15 protein-coding genes are annotated in these 19,344 nt (G+C 64.2%); 8 read left to right on the top strand and 7 right to left on the bottom strand.

Annotated elements, in window-relative coordinates; genetic code table 11:
* The first annotated feature begins 496 nt into the window (after positions 1-496).
* Both CUTER_RS11365 and CUTER_RS08240 read left to right on the top strand, forming a co-directional pair.
* Positions 497-1,153 (top strand): DUF3558 family protein, encoded by a 657-nt coding sequence (locus CUTER_RS11365; RefSeq protein WP_082121323.1) that lies wholly within the window; start codon positions 497-499, stop codon positions 1,151-1,153.
* Positions 1,150-2,925, top strand: a complete 1,776-nt coding sequence (locus CUTER_RS08240; RefSeq protein WP_047260027.1) for a hypothetical protein — start codon at positions 1,150-1,152, stop codon at positions 2,923-2,925. Before CUTER_RS11365 ends, CUTER_RS08240 begins: the two co-directional genes overlap by 4 nt.
* Positions 2,926-3,026: 101 nt before the next feature.
* Here the strand turns inward: CUTER_RS08240 and CUTER_RS08235 are convergent, their stop codons facing one another.
* On the bottom strand, positions 3,027-4,325 hold the full coding sequence (locus CUTER_RS08235) for an MFS transporter (protein WP_047260026.1): 1,299 nt from the start codon (positions 4,323-4,325) through the stop codon (positions 3,027-3,029).
* Between the two features lie 190 nt (positions 4,326-4,515).
* Entirely contained in the window at positions 4,516-5,952 is a 1,437-nt protein-coding gene (locus CUTER_RS08230) for an MFS transporter (RefSeq protein WP_082121322.1), read from the bottom strand.
* A 118-nt stretch (positions 5,953-6,070) separates the two neighbouring features.
* Between CUTER_RS08230 and CUTER_RS08225 the strand changes: the two genes are divergently transcribed.
* On the top strand, positions 6,071-6,724 hold the full coding sequence (locus CUTER_RS08225; protein WP_047260025.1) for a GntR family transcriptional regulator: 654 nt from the start codon (positions 6,071-6,073) through the stop codon (positions 6,722-6,724).
* A gap of 10 nt (positions 6,725-6,734) precedes the next feature.
* Here CUTER_RS08225 and uriH read toward each other — a convergent pair whose 3' ends face one another.
* On the bottom strand, positions 6,735-7,673 hold the full coding sequence (uriH, locus tag CUTER_RS08220; protein ID WP_047260024.1) for a uridine-preferring nucleoside hydrolase UriH: 939 nt from the start codon (positions 7,671-7,673) through the stop codon (positions 6,735-6,737).
* Between the two features lie 169 nt (positions 7,674-7,842).
* Here uriH and CUTER_RS08215 point away from each other — a divergent pair, with 169 nt between their 5' ends.
* Positions 7,843-8,268 (top strand): pyridoxamine 5'-phosphate oxidase family protein, encoded by a 426-nt coding sequence (locus CUTER_RS08215; protein ID WP_047260717.1) that lies wholly within the window; start codon positions 7,843-7,845, stop codon positions 8,266-8,268.
* Here CUTER_RS08215 and CUTER_RS08210 read toward each other — a convergent pair.
* The 3 genes from CUTER_RS08210 to CUTER_RS08200 form a co-directional block, all read right to left on the bottom strand.
* Positions 8,265-9,101, bottom strand: coding sequence for a carbohydrate ABC transporter permease (locus CUTER_RS08210; protein ID WP_047260023.1), 837 nt, complete (start codon positions 9,099-9,101; stop codon positions 8,265-8,267). The two genes, CUTER_RS08215 and CUTER_RS08210, sit on opposite strands and share 4 nt — an antisense overlap.
* Positions 9,098-10,099 (bottom strand): carbohydrate ABC transporter permease, encoded by a 1,002-nt coding sequence (locus CUTER_RS08205; RefSeq protein WP_047260716.1) that lies wholly within the window; start codon positions 10,097-10,099, stop codon positions 9,098-9,100. Before CUTER_RS08205 ends, CUTER_RS08210 begins: the two co-directional genes overlap by 4 nt.
* Before the next feature lie 72 nt (positions 10,100-10,171).
* Positions 10,172-11,449, bottom strand: coding sequence for an ABC transporter substrate-binding protein (locus CUTER_RS08200; protein WP_047260022.1), 1,278 nt, complete (start codon positions 11,447-11,449; stop codon positions 10,172-10,174).
* 193 nt (positions 11,450-11,642) lie between these two features.
* On the opposite strand from CUTER_RS08200, the gene clpX reads away from it, so the two are divergent.
* Positions 11,643-12,926 (top strand): ATP-dependent Clp protease ATP-binding subunit ClpX, encoded by a 1,284-nt coding sequence (clpX, locus tag CUTER_RS08195; protein WP_047260021.1) that lies wholly within the window; start codon positions 11,643-11,645, stop codon positions 12,924-12,926.
* 9 nt (positions 12,927-12,935) lie between these two features.
* Here the strand turns inward: clpX and CUTER_RS08190 are convergent, their stop codons facing one another.
* A complete protein-coding gene (locus tag CUTER_RS08190) occupies positions 12,936-13,730 on the bottom strand; it encodes a TetR/AcrR family transcriptional regulator (RefSeq protein ID WP_144412291.1) in 795 nt (264 codons plus the stop codon).
* A 304-nt stretch (positions 13,731-14,034) separates the two neighbouring features.
* Between CUTER_RS08190 and CUTER_RS08185 the strand changes: the two genes are divergently transcribed.
* From CUTER_RS08185 to CUTER_RS08175, 3 genes are read left to right on the top strand one after another with little or no spacing between them, the layout of a single operon-like run.
* Positions 14,035-15,018, top strand: a complete 984-nt coding sequence (locus CUTER_RS08185; RefSeq protein ID WP_047260019.1) for a malate dehydrogenase — start codon at positions 14,035-14,037, stop codon at positions 15,016-15,018.
* Between the two features lie 56 nt (positions 15,019-15,074).
* Complete coding sequence (locus CUTER_RS08180; RefSeq protein ID WP_047260018.1) at positions 15,075-16,544, top strand: Hsp70 family protein; 1,470 nt, start codon at positions 15,075-15,077, stop codon at positions 16,542-16,544.
* Positions 16,545-16,586: 42 nt separating this feature from the next.
* Positions 16,587-19,304, top strand: a complete 2,718-nt coding sequence (locus CUTER_RS08175) for a valine--tRNA ligase (protein WP_047260017.1) — start codon at positions 16,587-16,589, stop codon at positions 19,302-19,304.
* Positions 19,305-19,344 lie beyond the last annotated feature (40 nt).

Below are 19,344 nucleotides of genomic sequence, written 5' to 3'. Positions count from 1 at the left end.
TCGGTGACAGCGAAGGGCGAAATCCGCCGGCTACACGTGTAGCCACTATTGCCGTAGCCTTATGGATCCGCTGATCCTCGCTGCGTGCTGGGTAGTTCCTGTGAGTGACTATGCGGAGCATAGCGGGCGGTGTGGCTTTGGGTTGCGGCCCGGGATGGTGGCGAATGCGACGTGCTCGGGCTGGGGACCTGGCATTGGGGTCTGACGGGGTGCGATTCGCCCTTCACGCTCACCGGGAGCATCGCCTGGCGCAGCACTGGGTTTTCGGTGACAGCGAAGGGCGAAATCCACCGGCTACACGTGTAGCCACCACAAGGGGTGCCGCCCCGCGGATCCCCGGCCGAGTGATCGAGTTACTCAGCGGCGAAGCAGCCTAGGTGCGATAATGGTTTCTAGCTCGCAGTAGCTGTACGGCGGAAACTCCACGAGGCGGGAACCGATCGGGAGCGAAGCGAGTCTAAGAGAGTGTGCCAACCATACTCACCCGGGGGAAATTATGACAGCACCAATGACCATGCCACGACCAGGCAGCACTGCTTCATGGCAGCAAGGCCGACGACTACGCCGACGAGTTTTCGGTGTCCTGTTGGCAGCGTCCCTGCTGCCGCTTTCTAGCTGTTCAAACGCGTCCTACACCAGAGTCACCAACACCGAGCTGCCACCAGGGTTCTACCTCAGCGGCGAATTCGTCGAACTCGGCCCACGCGACCCCAACGCCCCAGACCCAGAATGGATCGACCCCTGCAACGAAATCCCCGAAGAGATCCTCGAAGACATCGGCATGAAACGAGGCACAAGGTCAGGCGGCACGTCCTTCGGTATGAATGGATGCTCGGGCCCCGTCAGCAAGAAACTAACGGATGGCAAGGAATATCCGGTAAGTAGGATTGTTCAAAGCATGACGGCCGGACCGACTTTAAATCAGCAATTTTTGGCTCATCCAGAATTTACCAGCGATGACTTTCTCGAGGACGTTCCAGGAGTTCTTGTCCTCAGGAACGAAGAGGAATGCGGTCTGTCTGTTGATACTAAGCGTGGACTATTTGTGGTGAACGCTAGCAGTCGTCTCGGGGTTTTCTCTGGTGATGAGCTTTGTGAGGTCGCAACCAAGAGCTTTTACCGCCTCTACAACGAGCTCAGGGAGCAGAAATGAACTTCATCATCGAACCCGAATCATTCAACGCCGCAGCCCGAGGAGTTGACGGCAACATCCCGTTTGCTGAGCGAACCTCCACAAACGCACGATTTGCCTCGATCAATTCGACCTACTCCACCGCCTCGGGTTACGACCAACTCGGCACCATCCACGGCCTATCGCTGAACACCGCACCCGGGTCCGCACAGATGGTCATGAACCAGGTAGCTCAAGAATTATCAGCCCTCGCCGACGATCTCATCACCACCCGTCGTGCTTACGAAGACCAAGACGACCTCTTCGCCCGTATCCTGCGCAGAGCAGACACCGGCGATGCTGGTACTGCCACCCTGGGTTCTTTCACCCACGGCGGGCTAGAGCAGGTGGCGGGCATGCACCACCAAGAAGTACTCGTCACCCCCGCCGCCAGCCTCGATCAGTTGATTGCCGCCTTGGCCGCGTCGAATGCTGGCGCGGTTGCCCAATCGCTACCCATCTGGGCGGACATCACCCTGGCAGCTACCAACATCGGTGAAGGCCTCATCGACGTCTCCAACTACATCGGCGCCAACAACTACGGCGAGACCACCGATGCGATCATCAACCGCCTCCAACGCTCCGCCACAGCGAGCACAACGATTGCTACCAACGCCACTCACTTTGAAACCACCCTCGCCGAGCTAGAGCCAGCACGTCTAGCCAACCTCACAGCCATGCAAGCACTGAAGGCAGAGCTGACGGCTATGGCCGCCGGTGGCCCGGAGGCCGCTGGGGTTGCGGACATGATCGAACGAGTCGCACTGGCACATAATGCGGTGACCACCCAGGCAACCCTGTCAGCGATCACCCCGAGGGTGATAAGTCTCACCTCTCCGGTGTGGTCGAGCATGCCGTCCCCGACAACGTCGTTTACGAGTGCTGATGGGGCTGGGGTGGGGTTTGATGGCACGAGGTTTCTCGCTCCGCAGGGATTGGTGGATGCGGTGTTGGGTTTTGCTGATGCTCACCCTGAGAAGGTGGCGGGGGTGAATGCGATTAGTAGGGAGATGGCCCGCCACGCAGGGCTCGGCGATAATGCGGGGCTTGTTACCCCGGAGGTGTTGGGGACGCATCCGTCAACAGTGTCTGTGTGGGACCCACCCGCCCCGGTCACGGCCACGACCACCCCAGCGGCCACCACGGGACACGGCGCGTCGATGACTTCGCCGGGTGGGGTGTTGGTCAATGGGCGCAGTATTGATGCTGGTGGGTTGTCTCCGGCGGCGAGGATGCTAACGAGTGGTGTTCCTCGTGTGGGTGGGCCGTTGACGGATGGTACGGGTGTGATTGGTCGTGGGGTGACCAGGGTAAGAGGCGCCAGTGGTGCCGGCGGCGGCGCTGCTGCTAAAGGTGCCGCCGGTCGGGCTGGTGGGTCGTGGGCGTCGCTTGATGGCACTAGCCGTGGTGTGGGGTCGGGGCGCGCCCCGTCTGCCCCGTATTCTTCGGGCGGTTCCGGGTACGGTGCTCCTGCTGGCCCGGGTGGCTCGTCGCTATCCGGGTCCCCGGCATCAGCCTCCCCGGCCTCACAGTCTTCTTCACCCATGTTTGGTGGCATGGGCGCCGGCGCCGGCGCGGGTCGTGGGCAGGGGCGTAAGAAGCGTCCGCCGAAGATCATGATTACTGAGGTGGAGCGGGATGCGAATCGGTTGGCGTTGTTGGGTGAGCCGCGCAAGGTGTTGCCTGGGGTGATTGGGGAGTGGATTTATGAGGATCCGGATGACCCGAACGGCACGTATCCCAACAAGATCTAACCAGTAAGCCCCCAAGCACCTAGCAGCGCCCTGCGCTCTGATGAGGCATCGCGGCGAGCAGGTGGGCACAGAACCGGAAAGGCCCTCACTCAGCTGCGCTTTTAGCCGACGAGGACCGAAGAATCAGCACGCTTCGCTGCCGGAGTTGTGGCCGCGGAGAATGGTGCCGGTAGGGCGAAGGCGGCTGCGGCGGCGAGGAGCAACACGGTGGATGCTCCACCGTAGAGCGCGGCCGGGCTCCATCCGGCATCGACGAGATACCCTACGAGAACTGGGCCAAGGATAGCTCCGGCCCGGGAGATACCAATTGCGGTACCCACACCCGTCGCCCGCAAGTTTTCGGGGTAAGCGAGCGGCGTGACGGTGTACATTCCGGTGACGCAGCCGTTCAGGAGCATTCCCACCGCCACTCCGGCGGCGAACATGAGCACCGATGTTCCGGCCGTGGAGATGAAGGCCACGAGCATTCCCGCACCGGCGAGTGCGTAGGAGAAGAGCACGGTGCGGGCGCTGAATCGGATCGTCAACGCGCCGAAGATGAGAGAGCCGAGGGTGCCGCCAAAGCTGAGCATGATGCCGCCGAGGATTCCTTGCTGAGCGGATAGGCCTGCTTCGGTGAGCAGCTTGGGAGTCCATTGGTTGGCGAAGTTGAAGGCGAAGGTGATGACGGCGAACCCGAGCCACAGCAGCAGGGTGGTTCGGCGGAATTGTGGCGTGAGAATGGCAGCAGGTGAGGAGGCGGCCGAGCGCGTCGGGGTGGTGAGTGGTGCCGTCGCGTCGCTTTCCTGACCGTTTGCGATAAGTGAGGCCGGGGAGGCCGGCATAACAAGGGCGACGAGGATCATGGCCGCCAGCGTGAGCAATGCCCCGGAGTAAAAGACCGCCTCCCAGCCGAAGCGGGGGATGAAGCGGGCAGCGATGAGGCCGCAGAGGGTAGCGCCAAGCCCGTAGCCGGAAGCGTAGATGGCGACGGCCAGGCCGCGGTAGCGGCGGTTTGAGTATTCGCTGGCGACAACGGTCATGCACGTGAGAATGCCGCCGACGCCGACGCCAGTGAGCAGTCGGTAGGCGAAGAGCGCGGCTGTCGAGGACGCAACAGCGGTGAGCAGAAGACCTGCCAGGGTGAGCGTTAGGGAGATGAGGACCAAGCGTCGGCGGCCGAAACGGTCAGCGAGTGGCGCCAGTGCCACGGAGCCGACGCCGATACTGACCAGCGCTGAGGACAGAAGCCAGCCGAGGTGGGTCCCGCTGAGACCAAATTCTTCGACCACGGCTGTGGAGCTAAAGGCCATGGCTACGATGTCATATCCGTCGAGGGCGTTGACGAAGGCAGCGACGGCGATGATGAGCCATTGGCGGGTGGACATGGGGGAGGAATCGATGCGGCTTCGGATATCCATCAGGAACTTTCTCTCGGTGGATTCCTGCTAGCCAGCTTTCCGGGGCTCCGGAGCAGCGCAGAAACGTCGAACGGGGGATCTCAGACGCCGAGGATGTGAGGGCTCTCGTGCGCTGCGGCGTCGAGGTTCGAAGCTAACACAGGTGCGTGCCGGGCCACCGGTATTTTATTCACCCGCGCGGTGATGCTCCTTAGGCTCGGTCGCCGACGAGGACCTTGTTCTTCTCGTCGAGCTCCGCCGCGAGCTGGGCGGCGGCGGGGCGCCAGTCCGGCTGCCACAGGAAGTGGCTGCCGCGTTGGATGGCTTCGTAGTCGGAGCCTAAGGGGATGCGGGTGCGGTCGCGAAGGACCGTCGCACCGATAAGTCCCAGGAAGGTCATGCCGAGGAGGTAGGCAGTCACGGCGCGGGTACCGCCGGTGGCGTTGACGAGGGCAGCGGCGATCATGGGGGCGAAGGCACCGCCGAGGATGGAGCCCACGGCGTAGGTGATAGAGGTACCGGAGCCGCGGATCGATGCGGGGAAGACCTCGGCGTACAGCGAAGACAGCTGGCCGTAGGTCATGCCCAACCCCAAGGTGAGGAAGACGAGGGCGACGGTGAGCCAGCGCAGCGAGCCGGTGTCGACGAGGGGGAACAGGGCGACGACGCCGATGGCCTGGACGAGGAAGCCGACGATGGTGACGTTTCGTCGCCCAAATAGGTCAGAGAACCAGCCGGTGGCCAGGGTCGTCATCAGCCAGGTGAAGGCGGACAGGGTGACGGCGGCGAGGACCTGGCCACGGTCCATTGCCAGGCCTTCGGGCTGGATGGCGTGGGCTTGGATAAAGCCGCCGACGGTCATGTATCCCACAGCGCCGTTACCGGCAATGATGAAGGCGGCGGCGACGAGGACGGCGCCGTAGCGGCCAAAGAGGGTGGCGACGGGACGGGGATCCTTGACGACGTCGGGCCGGTCGGTCATCTCAGCGTAGATGGGGGATTCCTCTACACCGTGGCGAATGAAGACGCCGACGAGGACGAGCACGAAGGAGAAGAGGAAGGGCACGCGCCAACCCCATTCGACGAACGCATCGCCGGGGGCAATGAGGTTCATGATGGTCATCGCACCCGAGGCGAGCAGCAGTCCGGCCGGGGTACCGATCTGCGGCCCGGCGCCAAAAAGGCCGCGTCGGTGAGCCGGGGCGTGTTCGACGGCGAGGAGAACAGCGGAGCCCCACTCGCCGCCGGCGGAGATGCCTTGGATGATGCGCAGCGCCAGCAGCAGGATCGGAGCGCCGATGCCGATCGTTTCGTAGGTCGGTAGCAGGCCGATGAGCGTGGTGGCCAGACCCATGGTCATAAGCGTGATCATGAGTACGACGCGGCGGCCGAGGCGGTCAGCGAAGTGACCGGCGAGGAAGGCGCCGAGCGGGCGGAAGAGGAAGGAGATGCCGACGGTGAGGAAGGCGATGATGGTGCGAACCCCGGCAGGCATGTCCTCGCTGAACATGATCGTATTGAATACGATCCCGGCGACCTGTGCGTAGAGGAAAAAATCGTACCACTCGATGGCGGTACCGATGGTGGTGCCAGCAATGACTCTTCGCTGTTCGGCGCGGTATTTCGTACTGCTGGGGGAGTGGGTCATGGGGGTAACTCCTGGTCGAGATCGTCGGCACTGATTGTGCAACCTCAGGGATCATATACGATAAGCCTTTTCTGGCGCCACATGAGATAACAGAAGGTATGAACCAGGAGCGCCGGCCATGAGCACTCACCCCACCCCCAGCAAGGCCGCGCGCGCCTATGAGCACCTACTTTCCAAGATCCACTCGCGGGAATACGCCCCTGGCCACCGGCTCGTCCTGGCCGCCATCGCGGAGGAACTAGGCATGTCGCCGGTGCCGGTCCGGGAGGCAATCCGCCAGCTGGAGGCGGAAGAGTATGTGACGTACGAAAGGAACGTCGGCGCCCGGGTGTCCACCCGGGACCGCAGCGACTACTTCGACGCCATGGAGACCCAGGCCCTGCTAGAGGGGCGGGCGACGGCGGCTTCCGCGGCGCATCTCAAGCCGGAGGACCTCGCCGAGGCCCGGGAGATTAACGAGCGGATGCGTGCCCTGCTCGACGGAGGCGACGCCGCCGAAATGGCGGCCCTCAACGACCGGTTCCATCGTGTGCTGTGCCGGCGCTGTCCCAACCGACGCCTACGTGACCTGGTCGTCGACGAGTTCAACCGCCTGGAATACTTTCGCGAAACGATCGTCGGCAAGCTGCCGGCGCAGGCGTCGATCTCCGTGGCGGAGCATGATCGGATCCTCAATCTCATCGAGGCCGGTGCCGGGGAGGACTATCTGGAGCTGCTCGTCCGGCGTCACCGGCACGGTTTCTCGAACGCGCACCGCAATCCGGGGGCGTAGCGTCCCGGCCCTAGCCGAGGCGCTCGACGGCGTCGACGACGAGACCCCAGAACTTCTCCACATCGAGATCGACTGCCACCTGGGTGCGGCAGTCTGGCGGTGCCGGGAAGCGGAAGTCGGCCACCGTCATGCCCGTCGTGATGCCGCCGTGGAGCTCGACGTCGAGCGGCACCCGCCGGGTGCTCATCACGGTGTTGTCGATGACGTAGGCGACCGCGCAGGGATCGTGGACCGGCGGATTGTCGAAGCCTTGGTTGTCCCGGTAGTTGGTGCGGAAGGCGTCGAAGAGGGCGACGACGAGATCGGCGGTCGTTGTACCGAGCTCGGCCAGGCGGCGCTCGACGGCGGGAGTGGCCAGCGCCTGGTGAGTGAGATCCAACCCGACCATCGTCAGCGGCCAGGGCTCGTGGAACACGATGTGCGCCGCCTCCGGGTCGATCTTGATGTTGAACTCGGCGACCGCCGACCAGTTGCCCACGTGGTAGCCGCCGCCCATGAGCACAACTTCCTTGACCCGCTCGGCGATACGAGGCTCCTTGCGCACAGCGAGGGCGATGTTAGTCAGCGGACCCGTGGGCACAAGGGTAACGGTGTGGGGATCGCGGGTCATGATCGTGTCGATGATGAAATCGACGGCGTGGGTGGCCTCGGTTGCCACGGTGGGTTCCGGCAACTCGAAGTTGTGGATCTCCATGCCGGTATCGCCGTGGACGGCGTCGGCGACCTCGACGGGGCGGACCAGCGGCCGGGTGGCGCCGGGGTAAATGGGGACATCGAGGCCGGCGATGGTGGCGATGACCTGAGCGTTGTGGGTCACCTTGTCGATGGTGTGGTTACCACCCACCGTGGTGATGCCTGCCAGGTCGATCTCCGGATTGCCGGCGGCGAGGAGGATGGCGACGGCGTCGTCGTGCCCGGGGTCGCAGTCGAGAATGATGGTGGATGGCACGGGAACCTCCAGGTTGCAGGGAAAGACTTGTTATATCCACTGTATTCCAGGGGTGGGCGGCGCCCGAGATCCACCCCATGGCCGAAAGGCGCGCACCGTGAGCGCGAAGGCGCGACCGCCCTGGAAAGGGAGGGTGCAAGCGAAAAGAAATCCTGACACAATGGTGAGCATGTCCGCTAATACTGAATACATTCAAGAGCTAAACCGCGAAGAATCCCTGGAGCTGCTGGCCTCCTCGAGCTTCGGCCGCCTGGTGGTGCGGCGCACCGACGACATTGACCTCTTCCCCGTCAACTACATCGTCAACAACGGCAAGGTCTACTTCCGCACCGCCGAGGGCACCAAGCTCTTCAGCGTCACCCTCAACCGCCGCGTTCTTTTCGAGGCCGACAGCGTCGACCTCGATGCGCAGACCGCCTGGTCCGTCGTCATCAAGGGCGAGGCGCGAGTCCTCTCCGACGGCGAAGCCATCGCTGCCGAAGATTTCCCCCTCAAGCCGTGGCTGCCCACCCAGAAGTACAACTTCGTGGAGGTCACCCCGGAGGTGGTCTCCGGGCGGTCCTTCCAGCTCGGCGAGGAGCCGGACCGCTTCTAGCCCTTGACGCCTCCGGCCGTCAGCCCGGCGACGATGCGCTTTTGGAACGCCAGGACCATGAGGATCAGCGGAACGGTGACCAAGGCGCCGGCCGCCATGGTGGCGGCGTAGGGGTATTGGAAGGAACTCGGCCCGGCGAAACGGGCGATGGCCACCGTCACCGGCTCGGTGGCGGTGGTCGACAGCTGCTGGGCGAGCATGTACTCATTCCACGCGGCGATGAACGCGAGGATCGCCGTCGTGAATAGCGCCGGCATAGCCAGCGGCATCATGATGAGACGGAAGGCCTGCCCGCGGGTGGCCCCGTCGACGCGCGCCGCCTCCTCCAGATCCCAGGGCAGTTGCTGGAAGAACGATATGAGGGTGTAGATGGTCAGCGGCAGCACAAACGAAATGTTGGGGATCACCATCGCCTGGTAGCTGCCGATCCACCCGATCTCGCTGAACAGCTGGAACAGCGGGGTGACCAAAGCGATGCTGGGGAACATTGAGGCGGCCAGAATGATCGCTGTGACCACGCCTTTACCGGGGAAACGGAATCGGGCCAGGGCATAGCCGGCGCCGACGCCGATGACCACCGCAATCGCCGTCGTCGTCAGGGAAATGATGAGCGAGTTGGCGATGGCTCGCAAGAAGTTGTTGCCGCGGTCGGTGGCGATCGCCTCCCGGAAGTTATCCAAGGTGACGTGCGTCGGCCACAACGTGGTGTCAAAGGTGAAGGTGGGATCACGGAAGGCCACCACGAGCATCCAGTAGAAGGGGGCTAGTCCCCACAGGAGGATGAAGGCGACACCAACGTAGTGCAGGATCGTCTCGGTGCGGGACTTTCTCATCGGGATACCTCCGGTTGCTGGGCGCGGTGACGACGACGGGCGGCTCGACGCTCTGCGCGTTGTTCGGCGCGGCCGGTGACGTCGGCGCCGAGGAAGCGAATAAGCAGGAACGCCACGAGGAAGATAAAGAGGAAGATGAGCGTGGACAGTGCCGAAGCGGAGCTGAAGTTGCCCTGGCGCATGTCCTCCACGACGAGCTGGCTGATGACCGCTGTGGGGGCGTTCGACGATGCCGAGATCATGATGACCGGCAGGTCATACATACGTAGCGCGTCGAGCGTGCGAAACAGTACAGCCACCATCAACGCCGGCTTGACCAGGGGGAGGGTGATTAGCCAAAACTGCTGCCACCGCGAGGCCCCGTCCACTCGGGCGGCTTCGTAGGTGTCCTTGGGGATCATTTGCAGCCCGGCCAGAATGAGTAGGGCCATGAAGGGAGCGGTTTTCCAGACGTCGGCGATGACGACGGCGAAGCGGGCCGCCCACGGGTCCGTTGTCCACATAATGTTCGCCCCCAGCAGCGAGTTCACGATCCCCTGCGGGGCGAACATGAACTGCCACAGTTTGGCGGTCACGGCCGTGGGGATGGCCCAGGGGATAAGTACGGCGGCGCGCACGAGGCCGCGGCCTCGGTAGTCGCCGGCCATAATCAGCGCCATGAGCAGACCCAGCAGCGTTTCCAGGCCGACGCTGGTTACGGCGAAGAACACGGTATTGCCGACCGCGGGCCAGAAGTCGGTGGGTAGGGTCCCGGGTGGGCACACCCCCACCTCGCCGGAGGGGGTCATGCATCGCTGCGACAGCCAGGTCAGGTAATGCTGGAAACCGCCGAACCCGCCGTTGACGAAGACTCCGGTGGCGGGATCGAGGCGACGCCCAGCCTGGAAGGACAGTACGATCGCCCGGATCACCGGGTAGCCGATGACGATGGCGAGGACACTAAGCGCGGGGGCAAGAAGTAGCACCGCGCGTTTCGTTTGTTGGGCTTTAGTGAGCATGTACATCTCCTGGACGCACAACGGCACCTACCGGTTTGAGGTGGCGAGCGGTAGGTGCGGTCGAGTTCCTAGTTAATTAGAAGCGGCCTCGATGGCGGCCTTCATGTTGCTGCTCGCCTCATCGACGCTGACGCTGCCGGACAGTGCGGCGGCGGCGTTGTCCTGGATCGCCTTGGACAGGGCCGTGTAGAAGGGGGTGACGGGGCGCGGCGCGGCGTTGTCCAGCGACTCCTTCAGCGCGGGCAGGTAGGGGAATTGTTCGACGAGCTTCTCGTCCTCGTAGAGGGAGGCGAGCACCGGTGGGAAGGACTCCTCGGCGAAGCCGCGCTGGACATCCTCACTGACGATGAACTGGATGAAATCCCGGGCAGTCGCCTTATTCTCGGAGAACGCGTTGATGGCGTTGTTGTAGCCACCGAGCGTGGATACGCCCACGCCGTCCTTGCCTACCAGCGGGGAGACTTCCACCTTGCCGGCCACCTTCGACGCGTCGTCCTGCGAGGTCGTGTACATGTACGGCCAGTTGATGGCGTAGGCGGTCTCGCCTTGCGTGAAGGCCTGGTTGGTCTCCTCCTCGGTGGCGGCGGTGGACTCCGGGGTGATGACTCCGTCGGCGTAGGCGTCGACCAGCGCCTGCAGTCCCTCCTGGGCCTCGGGGGAGTCGACGGTCACGGCGCCGTCGTCGCCGAGGACGCTACCACCCCAGCCCTCGATGAAGCCGACGGTGTTGACGGTGAGGCCCTCGTACTGCTTGAGCTGGGTCGTGAGGCAGCCAACGCCGGCGGCCTCGGCCGCGGAGCAGGACTGTGCCAGGTCCGCGAAGTTCTCCGGGGCCTCGGGCATGATCTCCGTGTTGCGGAAGAGCAGCTGGCCGTTGGTGTTCTGCGGCAGGGCGTAGAGGGTGTCACGGTAGGTGGCGGATTCGACGGTCGCGTCGAGCAAGCCCTCGGTGTCGACGGCGAGGTCCTCGGTGAGCGGGGCGAGGAACTGATTGGCGGCGAAGTCCGCGGTCCACACCACGTCGAGCGCCATGACGTCGTAGTCGCCCGAGCCGGCCTGCAGGGATTGCACGAGGATCTCCCGCTGGGCGTCAGCCTCCTGGGGCAGCTCCTTGATGGTGACAACTTCCTCGGGGTGCTCAGCGTTCCACGCGTCGACGACGGGTTCCAGCTTGGCGATGTCGTTCGCGCCCATGGCGAAGGTGATGGGGCCGCGGGCGTCGACGCCTTCCGACGCCGCGGGCGGGGCGGCGGCCGGCTCATCAGAGCCGGAGGTGCAGGAAACGAGGGCGGTTGCGGCGGCAACGGTGGCCAGCGCACCGAGGGCGCGGCGGAAGGGGAAGAGCGTCATGTCCCGGCCTTTCAATCGATGGGCAGTCTGGTTCCTGACTCTAATGACTGACCCCTTTCGACGGCCTCAGCGTGACTGCGGTCACCAAAAGTGGGGGTAGGAGGCGTCCGTGGGGCGCGTGTTTGACGTGGCTACTAAGGTAGGGAGTCAATCCTTTCCACCCTCAATTGCGGAAAAGAGATCGCTGACCTCTATGGCACACATGCAAGAAAGCGCCGACCTGCTCAAATGTTCTTTCTGCGGCAAGAGCCAGAAGCAGGTGAAGAAGCTCATCGCCGGCGGCGGAGTGTACATCTGTGACGAGTGCATCGAGCTGTGCAACGAGATCATCGAAGAAGAGCTCGGCCAACCCGGAGTGGACCTGGGCCCGGAGGCGTCGAAGCTGCCGCGCCCGTCGCACATCGCTGCCTTCTTGGACCAATACGTCATCGGCCAAGACAACGCGAAGCGGGTGCTCTCCGTGGCGGTGTATAACCACTACAAGCGTATCCACGCTGAGCGGCGAACGGGCTCCACGGCGCGCCACCGCAAGGACGACGACGTGGAGTTGGCCAAGTCCAACATCCTGCTGTTGGGGCCGACCGGGTCCGGCAAGACCTATCTGGCTCAGACGCTGGCGCGGATGCTCGACGTTCCCTTCGCGATCGCCGATGCCACCAGTCTCACCGAGGCCGGTTACGTCGGCGAGGACGTCGAGAACATTCTGCTCAAGCTCCTCCAAGCAGCCGACTTCGACGTTGAGCGGGCCCAGCGCGGCATCATCTACGTCGATGAAGTGGATAAAATCTCCCGGAAGTCGGACAACCCGTCCATAACCCGCGACGTGTCGGGTGAGGGTGTGCAGCAGGCCCTGCTGAAAATCCTTGAGGGCACGGTGGCGGCCGTCCCGCCTCAGGGCGGGCGCAAGCACCCCAACCAGGAGTTCATCCAGTTCGATACCTCGAACGTTCTCTTCATCGTCGCCGGCGCGTTCTCCGGGCTGGAGAAGGTGGTCGCGGACCGCGTGGGGAAGAAGGGGCTTGGCTTCGGGGCGGAGCTCACCCGCGCCGAGGATAAGGAAAGCAGCAACCTGCTCTCCCAGGCGCTGCCCGAGGACCTAGTGAAGTTCGGTCTCATCCCGGAGTTCATTGGCCGGCTGCCCGTCGTGGCGACGGTGGAGAATCTCGACCGTGACTCCCTCGTGCGGGTCCTCACGGAACCTAAGAACGCCCTGGTCCGTCAGTATGAGCGGCTGTTTGACATGGACGGCGTCCAGCTGACGATCAACGAGGAGGCGCTGGAGGTCATCGCCGAGGCCGCCCTGACGCGCGGGACGGGCGCACGCGGCTTGCGCGCCATCATGGAGGAGATTCTCGTGCCGGTCATGTACGAGATCCCCGACCGGGAGGACGCCACAGAGGTCATCATCACCGCGGAGGTCGTGCGCGGCAACGCCAAGCCGGAGATTATTGAGGAGCGCGGGAAGCGCTCCGCCTAGCCGGGCGGCCTATTCGTCGATGAAGAGAACGTCGTTGAGCGCGGAGTCGTCGTCGTAGAGGTTGCTGGCCGCGCCCTTCTCGCTTCGGCGGTCGGAATCCTCTGCCTCAGCGGTGAGGTAGGTGGGGTGACCGTCGTCGGGGATCTGGGCGGTGAGGAACGCGAGGACCGCGTCGATGACCAGCCGCCGCATTCCCTCCGTATTCGCGGCGTTGGTGAGGTCAATGCCGTAGAGGTTGAGCATGGGGGCGTGGTTGGTGCTGCGGAAGAACACGATCGCGCAGATCAGCGCGAAGATATCCTGCGCGGAAATGCACGGCCGGAAAGCTCCAGAGTCCTGGCCGAGCAGCAACAAGCGGTCGAGGTAGAGCGTCATCGGGGCGACGGACTCGATCGGCGAGGCCTCCGCCGGGTCAAACACCGCCCGGTAATTCTCCATGACCAGCAGGCGCAGGCAGACCGGGTGGGCGACGAAGCGGTCCCACATCGCGTTAATGAGGGCGGAGACGCCTTCGACGGGGACGTCGGTATCGAGCTGGAGTTCGCCCTCCGGGACCTGAAGCAGGTTGGCCGCGGTGCGCAGGCACTGCTGGTACAGGCCCCGCTTGTCGCCGAAGTGGTAGTGGATCATGCGCTTCGACAGGCCGGATTCGCGCGAAATAGCGTCGAGCTTCGTGTCGTCGAAACCGCGCTCAGCGAAGGCCCTCATGGCGACCTCTACGACGTGGTCCGGGGAGACGGTGCTCGTAGCCGTATCCTCGGGGGAGGTGGCGTGATGAGCGGCGGTGTCCAAGGGGGTTCTCACCCTTTCGTGTGTAGCAGCTGACGACGCTGGGTAATGGATAAGCAGAAATTAATACGGTACTTGTTTCTGGCGGACATGACCGTATCGCCCGCTCGGCTACTGCCTATCGTGCATCAAGATGCACCGTGCTGGGGAGTACTTTCAGGAATCCCTGATGAATGGCAACCCTATCACATTAATTTGGGGGTGATTTTAGGGCTGCACGTGGGAGCGTGCCCGACTTTGACCGAAGAACGGGGCGCGTCATCACCCGATAGGAGCCTATGATGGGAGTATCCGATCCGTCTTCTAGGAAGAGGTACGAATGTCTGTTTCCACGAGCCCCGTCCGCGTCACCGTCACCGGCGCGGCTGGCAACATCGCCTACTCTCTGCTGTGGCGCATCGCGGCTGGCGACGTGTTTGGCCACGATACCCCCGTCTCCCTCCGTCTGCTGGAGATCCCCGTTGCCGCGACCGCCGCCGAAGGCGTCGCGATGGAGCTGCTGGACTCCGCCTTCCCGCTCGTCAAGGAAATCACCGTCACCGACCAGGCCACCGAGGCCTTCGACGGCGCCAACGCCGCCTTCCTCGTGGGCGCGAAGCCGCGCGGCAAGGGCATGGAGCGGGCGGACCTGCTCGCCGAGAACGGCAAGATCTTCGGCCCGCAGGGTGCCGCCATCAACGATCACGCCGCTGACGACATTCGCGTCCTCGTGGTGGGCAACCCGGCCAACACCAACGCCCTCATCGCCGCCAACGCCGCCAAGGACGTTCCGGCGGAGCGCTTCCACGGCATGATGCGCCTGGATCACAACCGTGCCCTGAGCCAGCTGGCCGGCAAGCTCGGCTGCGACACCACCGACATCGAGAACATGGTCGTGTGGGGCAACCACTCCGCCTCCCAGTTCCCGGACCTCAGCTACGTCACCGTCGGCGGCGAGAGCATCGAGGGCAAGTACGAGCAGTCCTGGTACACCGACGAGTTCATCCCGCGGGTTGCCAAGCGTGGCGCCGAGATCATTGAGGTGCGCGGTAAGTCCTCCGCCGCCTCTGCGGCCTCCGCCGCCATCGACCACATGCACGACTGGGTCCAGGGCTCCCGCGGCTGGGCAACCGGTGCGGTGCCCTCCGACGGCTCCTACGGCATCGACGAAGGCCTCGTCTGTGGCGTGCCGACGGTGTGGAAGGACGGCGGCTACGAGATCGTCCTGGGCCTTGAGCTCAACGACTTCCAGAAGCAGCGCCTCGAAGCCACGGTGAAGGAACTGCGGGACGAGCGTGCCGCCGTTGCACACCTGCTCGGTTAAGGTAGTGCTTTAACACCGGTTGACGTCGACTAGGGCAGAAGGGGAGTGTCTCGGCCATGCGGGTAGGCATTGATTTCGGAACAACGAGGACCGTCGTGGCGGTTGCTGATCGGGGTAACTACCCCGTCATCGCCATGCGCGACGCGTGGGGGGATTCCCACGACTACCTACCCAGCGCGGTGGCCTTGCGCGACGACGAGATCACCGCGGGCTGGGAGGCACTCACCGGCGACGGCGCCACCCTGGCACGATCCTTCAAGCGGCTGCTGGCCGATCCCTCGGTCAACGGCCGCACTCCGGTGCGAATGGGGGAGTACAGCCGGCCCCTCTACGAGGTGCTGAGCGCGTACGCCGACGAAGTCGCCCGGCAGATTCGGCGTTACCAGGAGGAGATAGGCGATACCTCCACCATTCAGGCGGTGCTTGGCGTTCCCGCCAACGCCTCCAGTGCGCAGCGGTTGTTGACGTTGGACGCGTTCATGCGGGCCGGGATCGGCGTGTTGGCGATGGTCAACGAGCCGAGCGCGGCGGCGTTTGAATACACCCACCGGCACCCACGCACCCTCAATTCGAAGCGGTCCTCCATCCTGGTCTACGACCTCGGCGGCGGCACCTTCGACACGTCGCTGGTTCACATTGATGGAACCGCCCACACCGTCGTATCGGCACGCGGCATCTCCCGCCTCGGTGGTGACGATTTCGACGAGATCCTGCTCACCATGGCACTGAAGGCAGCAGACCGGGAGGGCGACGCCTTCGGCTACCGGATGCGCTCGAAGCTGCTCGACGAGGCCCGCTCGGCCAAGGAGCAGCTCAAGCCACAATCTAAGCGGCTCGTGCTGGACCTCGGCGGCGATGTGACGTTCATCGACGTGAACGATTTCTACGACGAGATTCGCCCTCTCATCGCGCGGACCATCGATTCGATGGCGCAGCTGATCGGCTACGAAGATTCCCTAACGGACACGGACATCGCCGGGATTTACCTGGTGGGTGGGTCGAGCGCCCTGCCCGTCGTCCCGCGGATGCTTCGTGAGCGCTACGCACGCCGGGTCCACCGTTCGCCCATCCCCGGAGCGTCCACCGCGGTGGGCTTGGCCATCGCCGCCGACCCCAGCACGGACTTCAACCTGGTGGACCGTACGGCACGCGGCATCGGAGTGTTCCGTGAGCGCGATGCCGGCGAGGGCGTGACCTTCGACCCGCTGGTGGGCTTGGATACTCAGCCCGACGACGACGGCATCATCCGCGTCACCAGGCGTTACCGTGCCGCGCACAACGTGGGCGTGTTCCGCTTCGTGGAGTACACGGAACTCAACGAGAACGGCGAGCCGGGCGATATGGCCCTGCTGAAGGAAGTCATCGTTCCTTTCGAAGCTGGGCTATCCGCTCGGCCGGACCTCAGCTCGATCGTCGTGGAACGGCGGGATCACGGCCCCGAGGTGGTGGAGAAGATCCGCATCAACGCGGACGGCATCGCGCGGGTGAGCATCGAGCTGCCGGAGACCGGTCTGGTCGTCGGTTAGGCCCCGGCGTTCGCGTCGCGGTGGCGGGCTATAATTCCTGCCATGACTGAAGCGAGCGAATTCCTGGGTACCCGCCGTGCCGACGAGCTCCCCAAGACGTGGGACCCGGCCGAGCACGAGGCCAGGCTGTACGAGCAGTGGAACGAGCGCGGCTACTTCCGTGCCGATGCCACGAGTGAGAAACCGAAATTCTCCATCGTCCTGCCGCCGCCAAACGTCACCGGTCAGCTTCACATGGGTCATGCGCTGGACCACACGCTCAGCGACGCCATCGTCCGCCGCAAGCGGATGCAGGGCTTTGAAACTCTCTGGCTGCCGGGCATGGACCACGCCGGCATCGCCACCCAAACCAAGGTGGAGGCGATGCTCAAGGAGACCGAAGGCAAGCGGCGATGGGACTACTCCCGGGAGGAGTTCATCGAGAAGGTCTGGGAGTGGAAGCGCAACTACGGCGGCACCATCACCACCCAGATGCGGGCCATCGGCGACTCCGTCGACTGGTCTCGCGAACGCTTCACGCTCGACGAGAATCTGGCCCGCGCTGTGCAGACCATCTTCAAGATGCTCTTCGACGCCGGGTTGATCTACCGCGACTACCGACTGGTCAACTGGTCCCCGGTGTTGGAAACCGCCATCTCCGATCAGGAGGTCATCTACAAGGACGACGAAGGCGAGCTGGTCAGTTTCCGCTACGGTTCACTCAACGACGACGAACCACACGTGGTGGTCGCCACCACCCGCATCGAGACGATGCTGGGTGACGTGGCCGTCGCCGTTCACCCGGACGACGAGCGTTACGCGCACCTCGTTGGCCAGACCCTGCCTCACCCGTTCCGCGACGACCTCACGCTTAAGGTCATCGCCGATGACTACGTGGACATGGAGTTCGGAACCGGCGCCGTGAAGATCACCCCGGCGCACGATCCGAACGACTACCAGATGGGCCTGCGGCACAACCTGGACATGCCGATCATCATGGATGAGACCGGCCGCATTGCCGACACTGGCACGCGTTTTGACGGGCTCACCCGCGAGGAGGCCCGGACGGAGATCTGCGAGGCGCTGCGGGAACAGGGGCGCATCGAGAAGGAAATCCGCCCCTACGTGCACTCTGTCGGCCATTCGGAGCGTTCGGGCGAGGCCATCGAGCCGCGCCTGAGCCTGCAGTGGTTTGTCAAGGTCGACCAGCTGGCGAAGATGTCCGGCGACGCCGTTCGGGAAGGGGATACGACCATCTTCCCGAAGGCGCTGGAGCCTCGCTACTTCGACTGGGTCGATGACATGCACGATTGGACGATCTCGCGGCAGCTGTGGTGGGGCCACCGCATCCCCATCTGGTACGGCCCCAATGGTGAGATCGTCTGTTGCGGCCCCGACGATGAACCGCCCGCCGGCTACGAGCAGGACCCGGACGTGCTCGACACGTGGTTCAGCTCAGCGCTGTGGCCGTTCTCCACGATGGGCTGGCCGGAGGCCACCGAGGACCTCTCGGCGTTCTACCCCACTAGCGTGCTCATCACCGCCTATGACATCATCTTCTTCTGGGTGGCCAGGATGATGATGTTCGCCACCTTCGCCGGCACCGAAACCCCTGAACTGCTTGGCACGGGCGTCGACGGGCGCCCGCAGATCCCGTTCACCCACCTCTACCTGCACGGCCTCGTCCGAGACGAAAAGGGCCGTAAGATGTCCAAGTCCTTGGGCAATGGCATCGACCCGATGAAGTGGGTCAAGGAGTACGGCGCCGACGCGCTGCGCTTCGCCCTGGCCCGCGGCGCAAACCCGGGCATCGACCTGCCGATTGGTGAGGACAATGCGGCCAGCGCCCGCAACTTCGCCACTAAGCTGTTCAACGCCACGAAGTTTGCCCTCATGAATGGCGCCGTCGTTGGGGAGCTGCCGCCGCGAGCGGAACTGACGGACGCGGACCGGTGGATCCTCGACCGACTGGAAACGACGCGGGCCAGCGTGGACGCCTTCTTGGACGACTACCAATTTGCCAAGGCGAACGAGGCTCTCTACCAATTCACCTGGAACGAGTTCTGCGACTGGTACCTGGAGATTTCCAAGAACCAGATCCCGCGCGACGCCGCGGCGGCCTCCGAGGAGGACCTCGACCGCGGCCGCACCACCCAGGTGGTGCTCGGGCGCGTGCTCGACGTCGTGCTGCGTTTGCTGCACCCGACGATGCCCTTTGTCACCGAGGTGCTGTGGACCACGCTCACCGGTGAGGAGACCGTCACCCTGGCGCCGTGGCCGACGAGCGCCGACACCAACGGCGGCGCCGACGTCGACGAGGTGGCTGCCCGTCGCATCGACGATGCCATCAAGCTCATCACCGAACTGCGACGCTTCCGTGCCGACCAGGGTGTTCGCCCCTCGCAGAAGGTGCCGGCCGCCATCGATTTCGCGGCCGCGGACCTCAGCGAACAGGAAGGCGCGATCCGCTCGGTCGCGCGGGTTGACGCGCCGGGCGAAGGTTTCGTCGAGTCCGCGTCCATCGAGATCCGTTTGTCCCAGGCCACCATCGAGGTGGGGCTGGATACCTCCGGCACCGTCGACAAGGCCGCCGAGCGCAAGCGGCTGGAGAAGGAACTCGCCGCCGCGCAGAAGGAGCTGGACACCACGGCGAAGAAGCTGGGTAACGACAACTTCCTCGCCAAGGCGCCGGAGGCCGTGGTAGCTAAGATCCGCGCGCGCCAGCAGGTGGCCCAGGAAGAGTTCGAGCGCGTCACCGCGCGACTGGAGGGGCTGAAGTAAGTGGCCGAGCCGGATGATCTGCTCAAGCGGCTCGGCGAGC

Origin of the sequence: Corynebacterium uterequi (assembly GCF_001021065.1) — a bacterium.
GTDB lineage: Bacteria > Actinomycetota > Actinomycetes > Mycobacteriales > Mycobacteriaceae > Corynebacterium > Corynebacterium uterequi.
This window is presented reverse-complemented; position numbering and strand designations above follow the sequence as displayed.

Bases quoted from the DNA above. Each gene is read 5' to 3' on its own strand.
- CUTER_RS11365 (WP_082121323.1), top strand. From the start codon at position 497: ATGACAGCACCAATGACCATGCCACGACCAGGCAGCACTGCTTCATGG.
- CUTER_RS08240 (WP_047260027.1), top strand. From the start codon at position 1,150: ATGAACTTCATCATCGAACCCGAATCATTCAACGCCGCAGCCCGAGGA.
- CUTER_RS08235 (WP_047260026.1), bottom strand. From the start codon at position 4,325: ATGGATATCCGAAGCCGCATCGATTCCTCCCCCATGTCCACCCGCCAA.
- CUTER_RS08230 (WP_082121322.1), bottom strand. From the start codon at position 5,952: ATGACCCACTCCCCCAGCAGTACGAAATACCGCGCCGAACAGCGAAGA.
- CUTER_RS08225 (WP_047260025.1), top strand. From the start codon at position 6,071: ATGAGCACTCACCCCACCCCCAGCAAGGCCGCGCGCGCCTATGAGCAC.
- CUTER_RS08215 (WP_047260717.1), top strand. From the start codon at position 7,843: ATGTCCGCTAATACTGAATACATTCAAGAGCTAAACCGCGAAGAATCC.
- CUTER_RS08210 (WP_047260023.1), bottom strand. From the start codon at position 9,101: ATGAGAAAGTCCCGCACCGAGACGATCCTGCACTACGTTGGTGTCGCC.
- CUTER_RS08205 (WP_047260716.1), bottom strand. From the start codon at position 10,099: ATGCTCACTAAAGCCCAACAAACGAAACGCGCGGTGCTACTTCTTGCC.
- CUTER_RS08200 (WP_047260022.1), bottom strand. From the start codon at position 11,449: ATGACGCTCTTCCCCTTCCGCCGCGCCCTCGGTGCGCTGGCCACCGTT.
- clpX (WP_047260021.1), top strand. From the start codon at position 11,643: ATGGCACACATGCAAGAAAGCGCCGACCTGCTCAAATGTTCTTTCTGC.
- CUTER_RS08185 (WP_047260019.1), top strand. From the start codon at position 14,035: ATGTCTGTTTCCACGAGCCCCGTCCGCGTCACCGTCACCGGCGCGGCT.
- CUTER_RS08180 (WP_047260018.1), top strand. From the start codon at position 15,075: ATGCGGGTAGGCATTGATTTCGGAACAACGAGGACCGTCGTGGCGGTT.
- CUTER_RS08175 (WP_047260017.1), top strand. From the start codon at position 16,587: ATGACTGAAGCGAGCGAATTCCTGGGTACCCGCCGTGCCGACGAGCTC.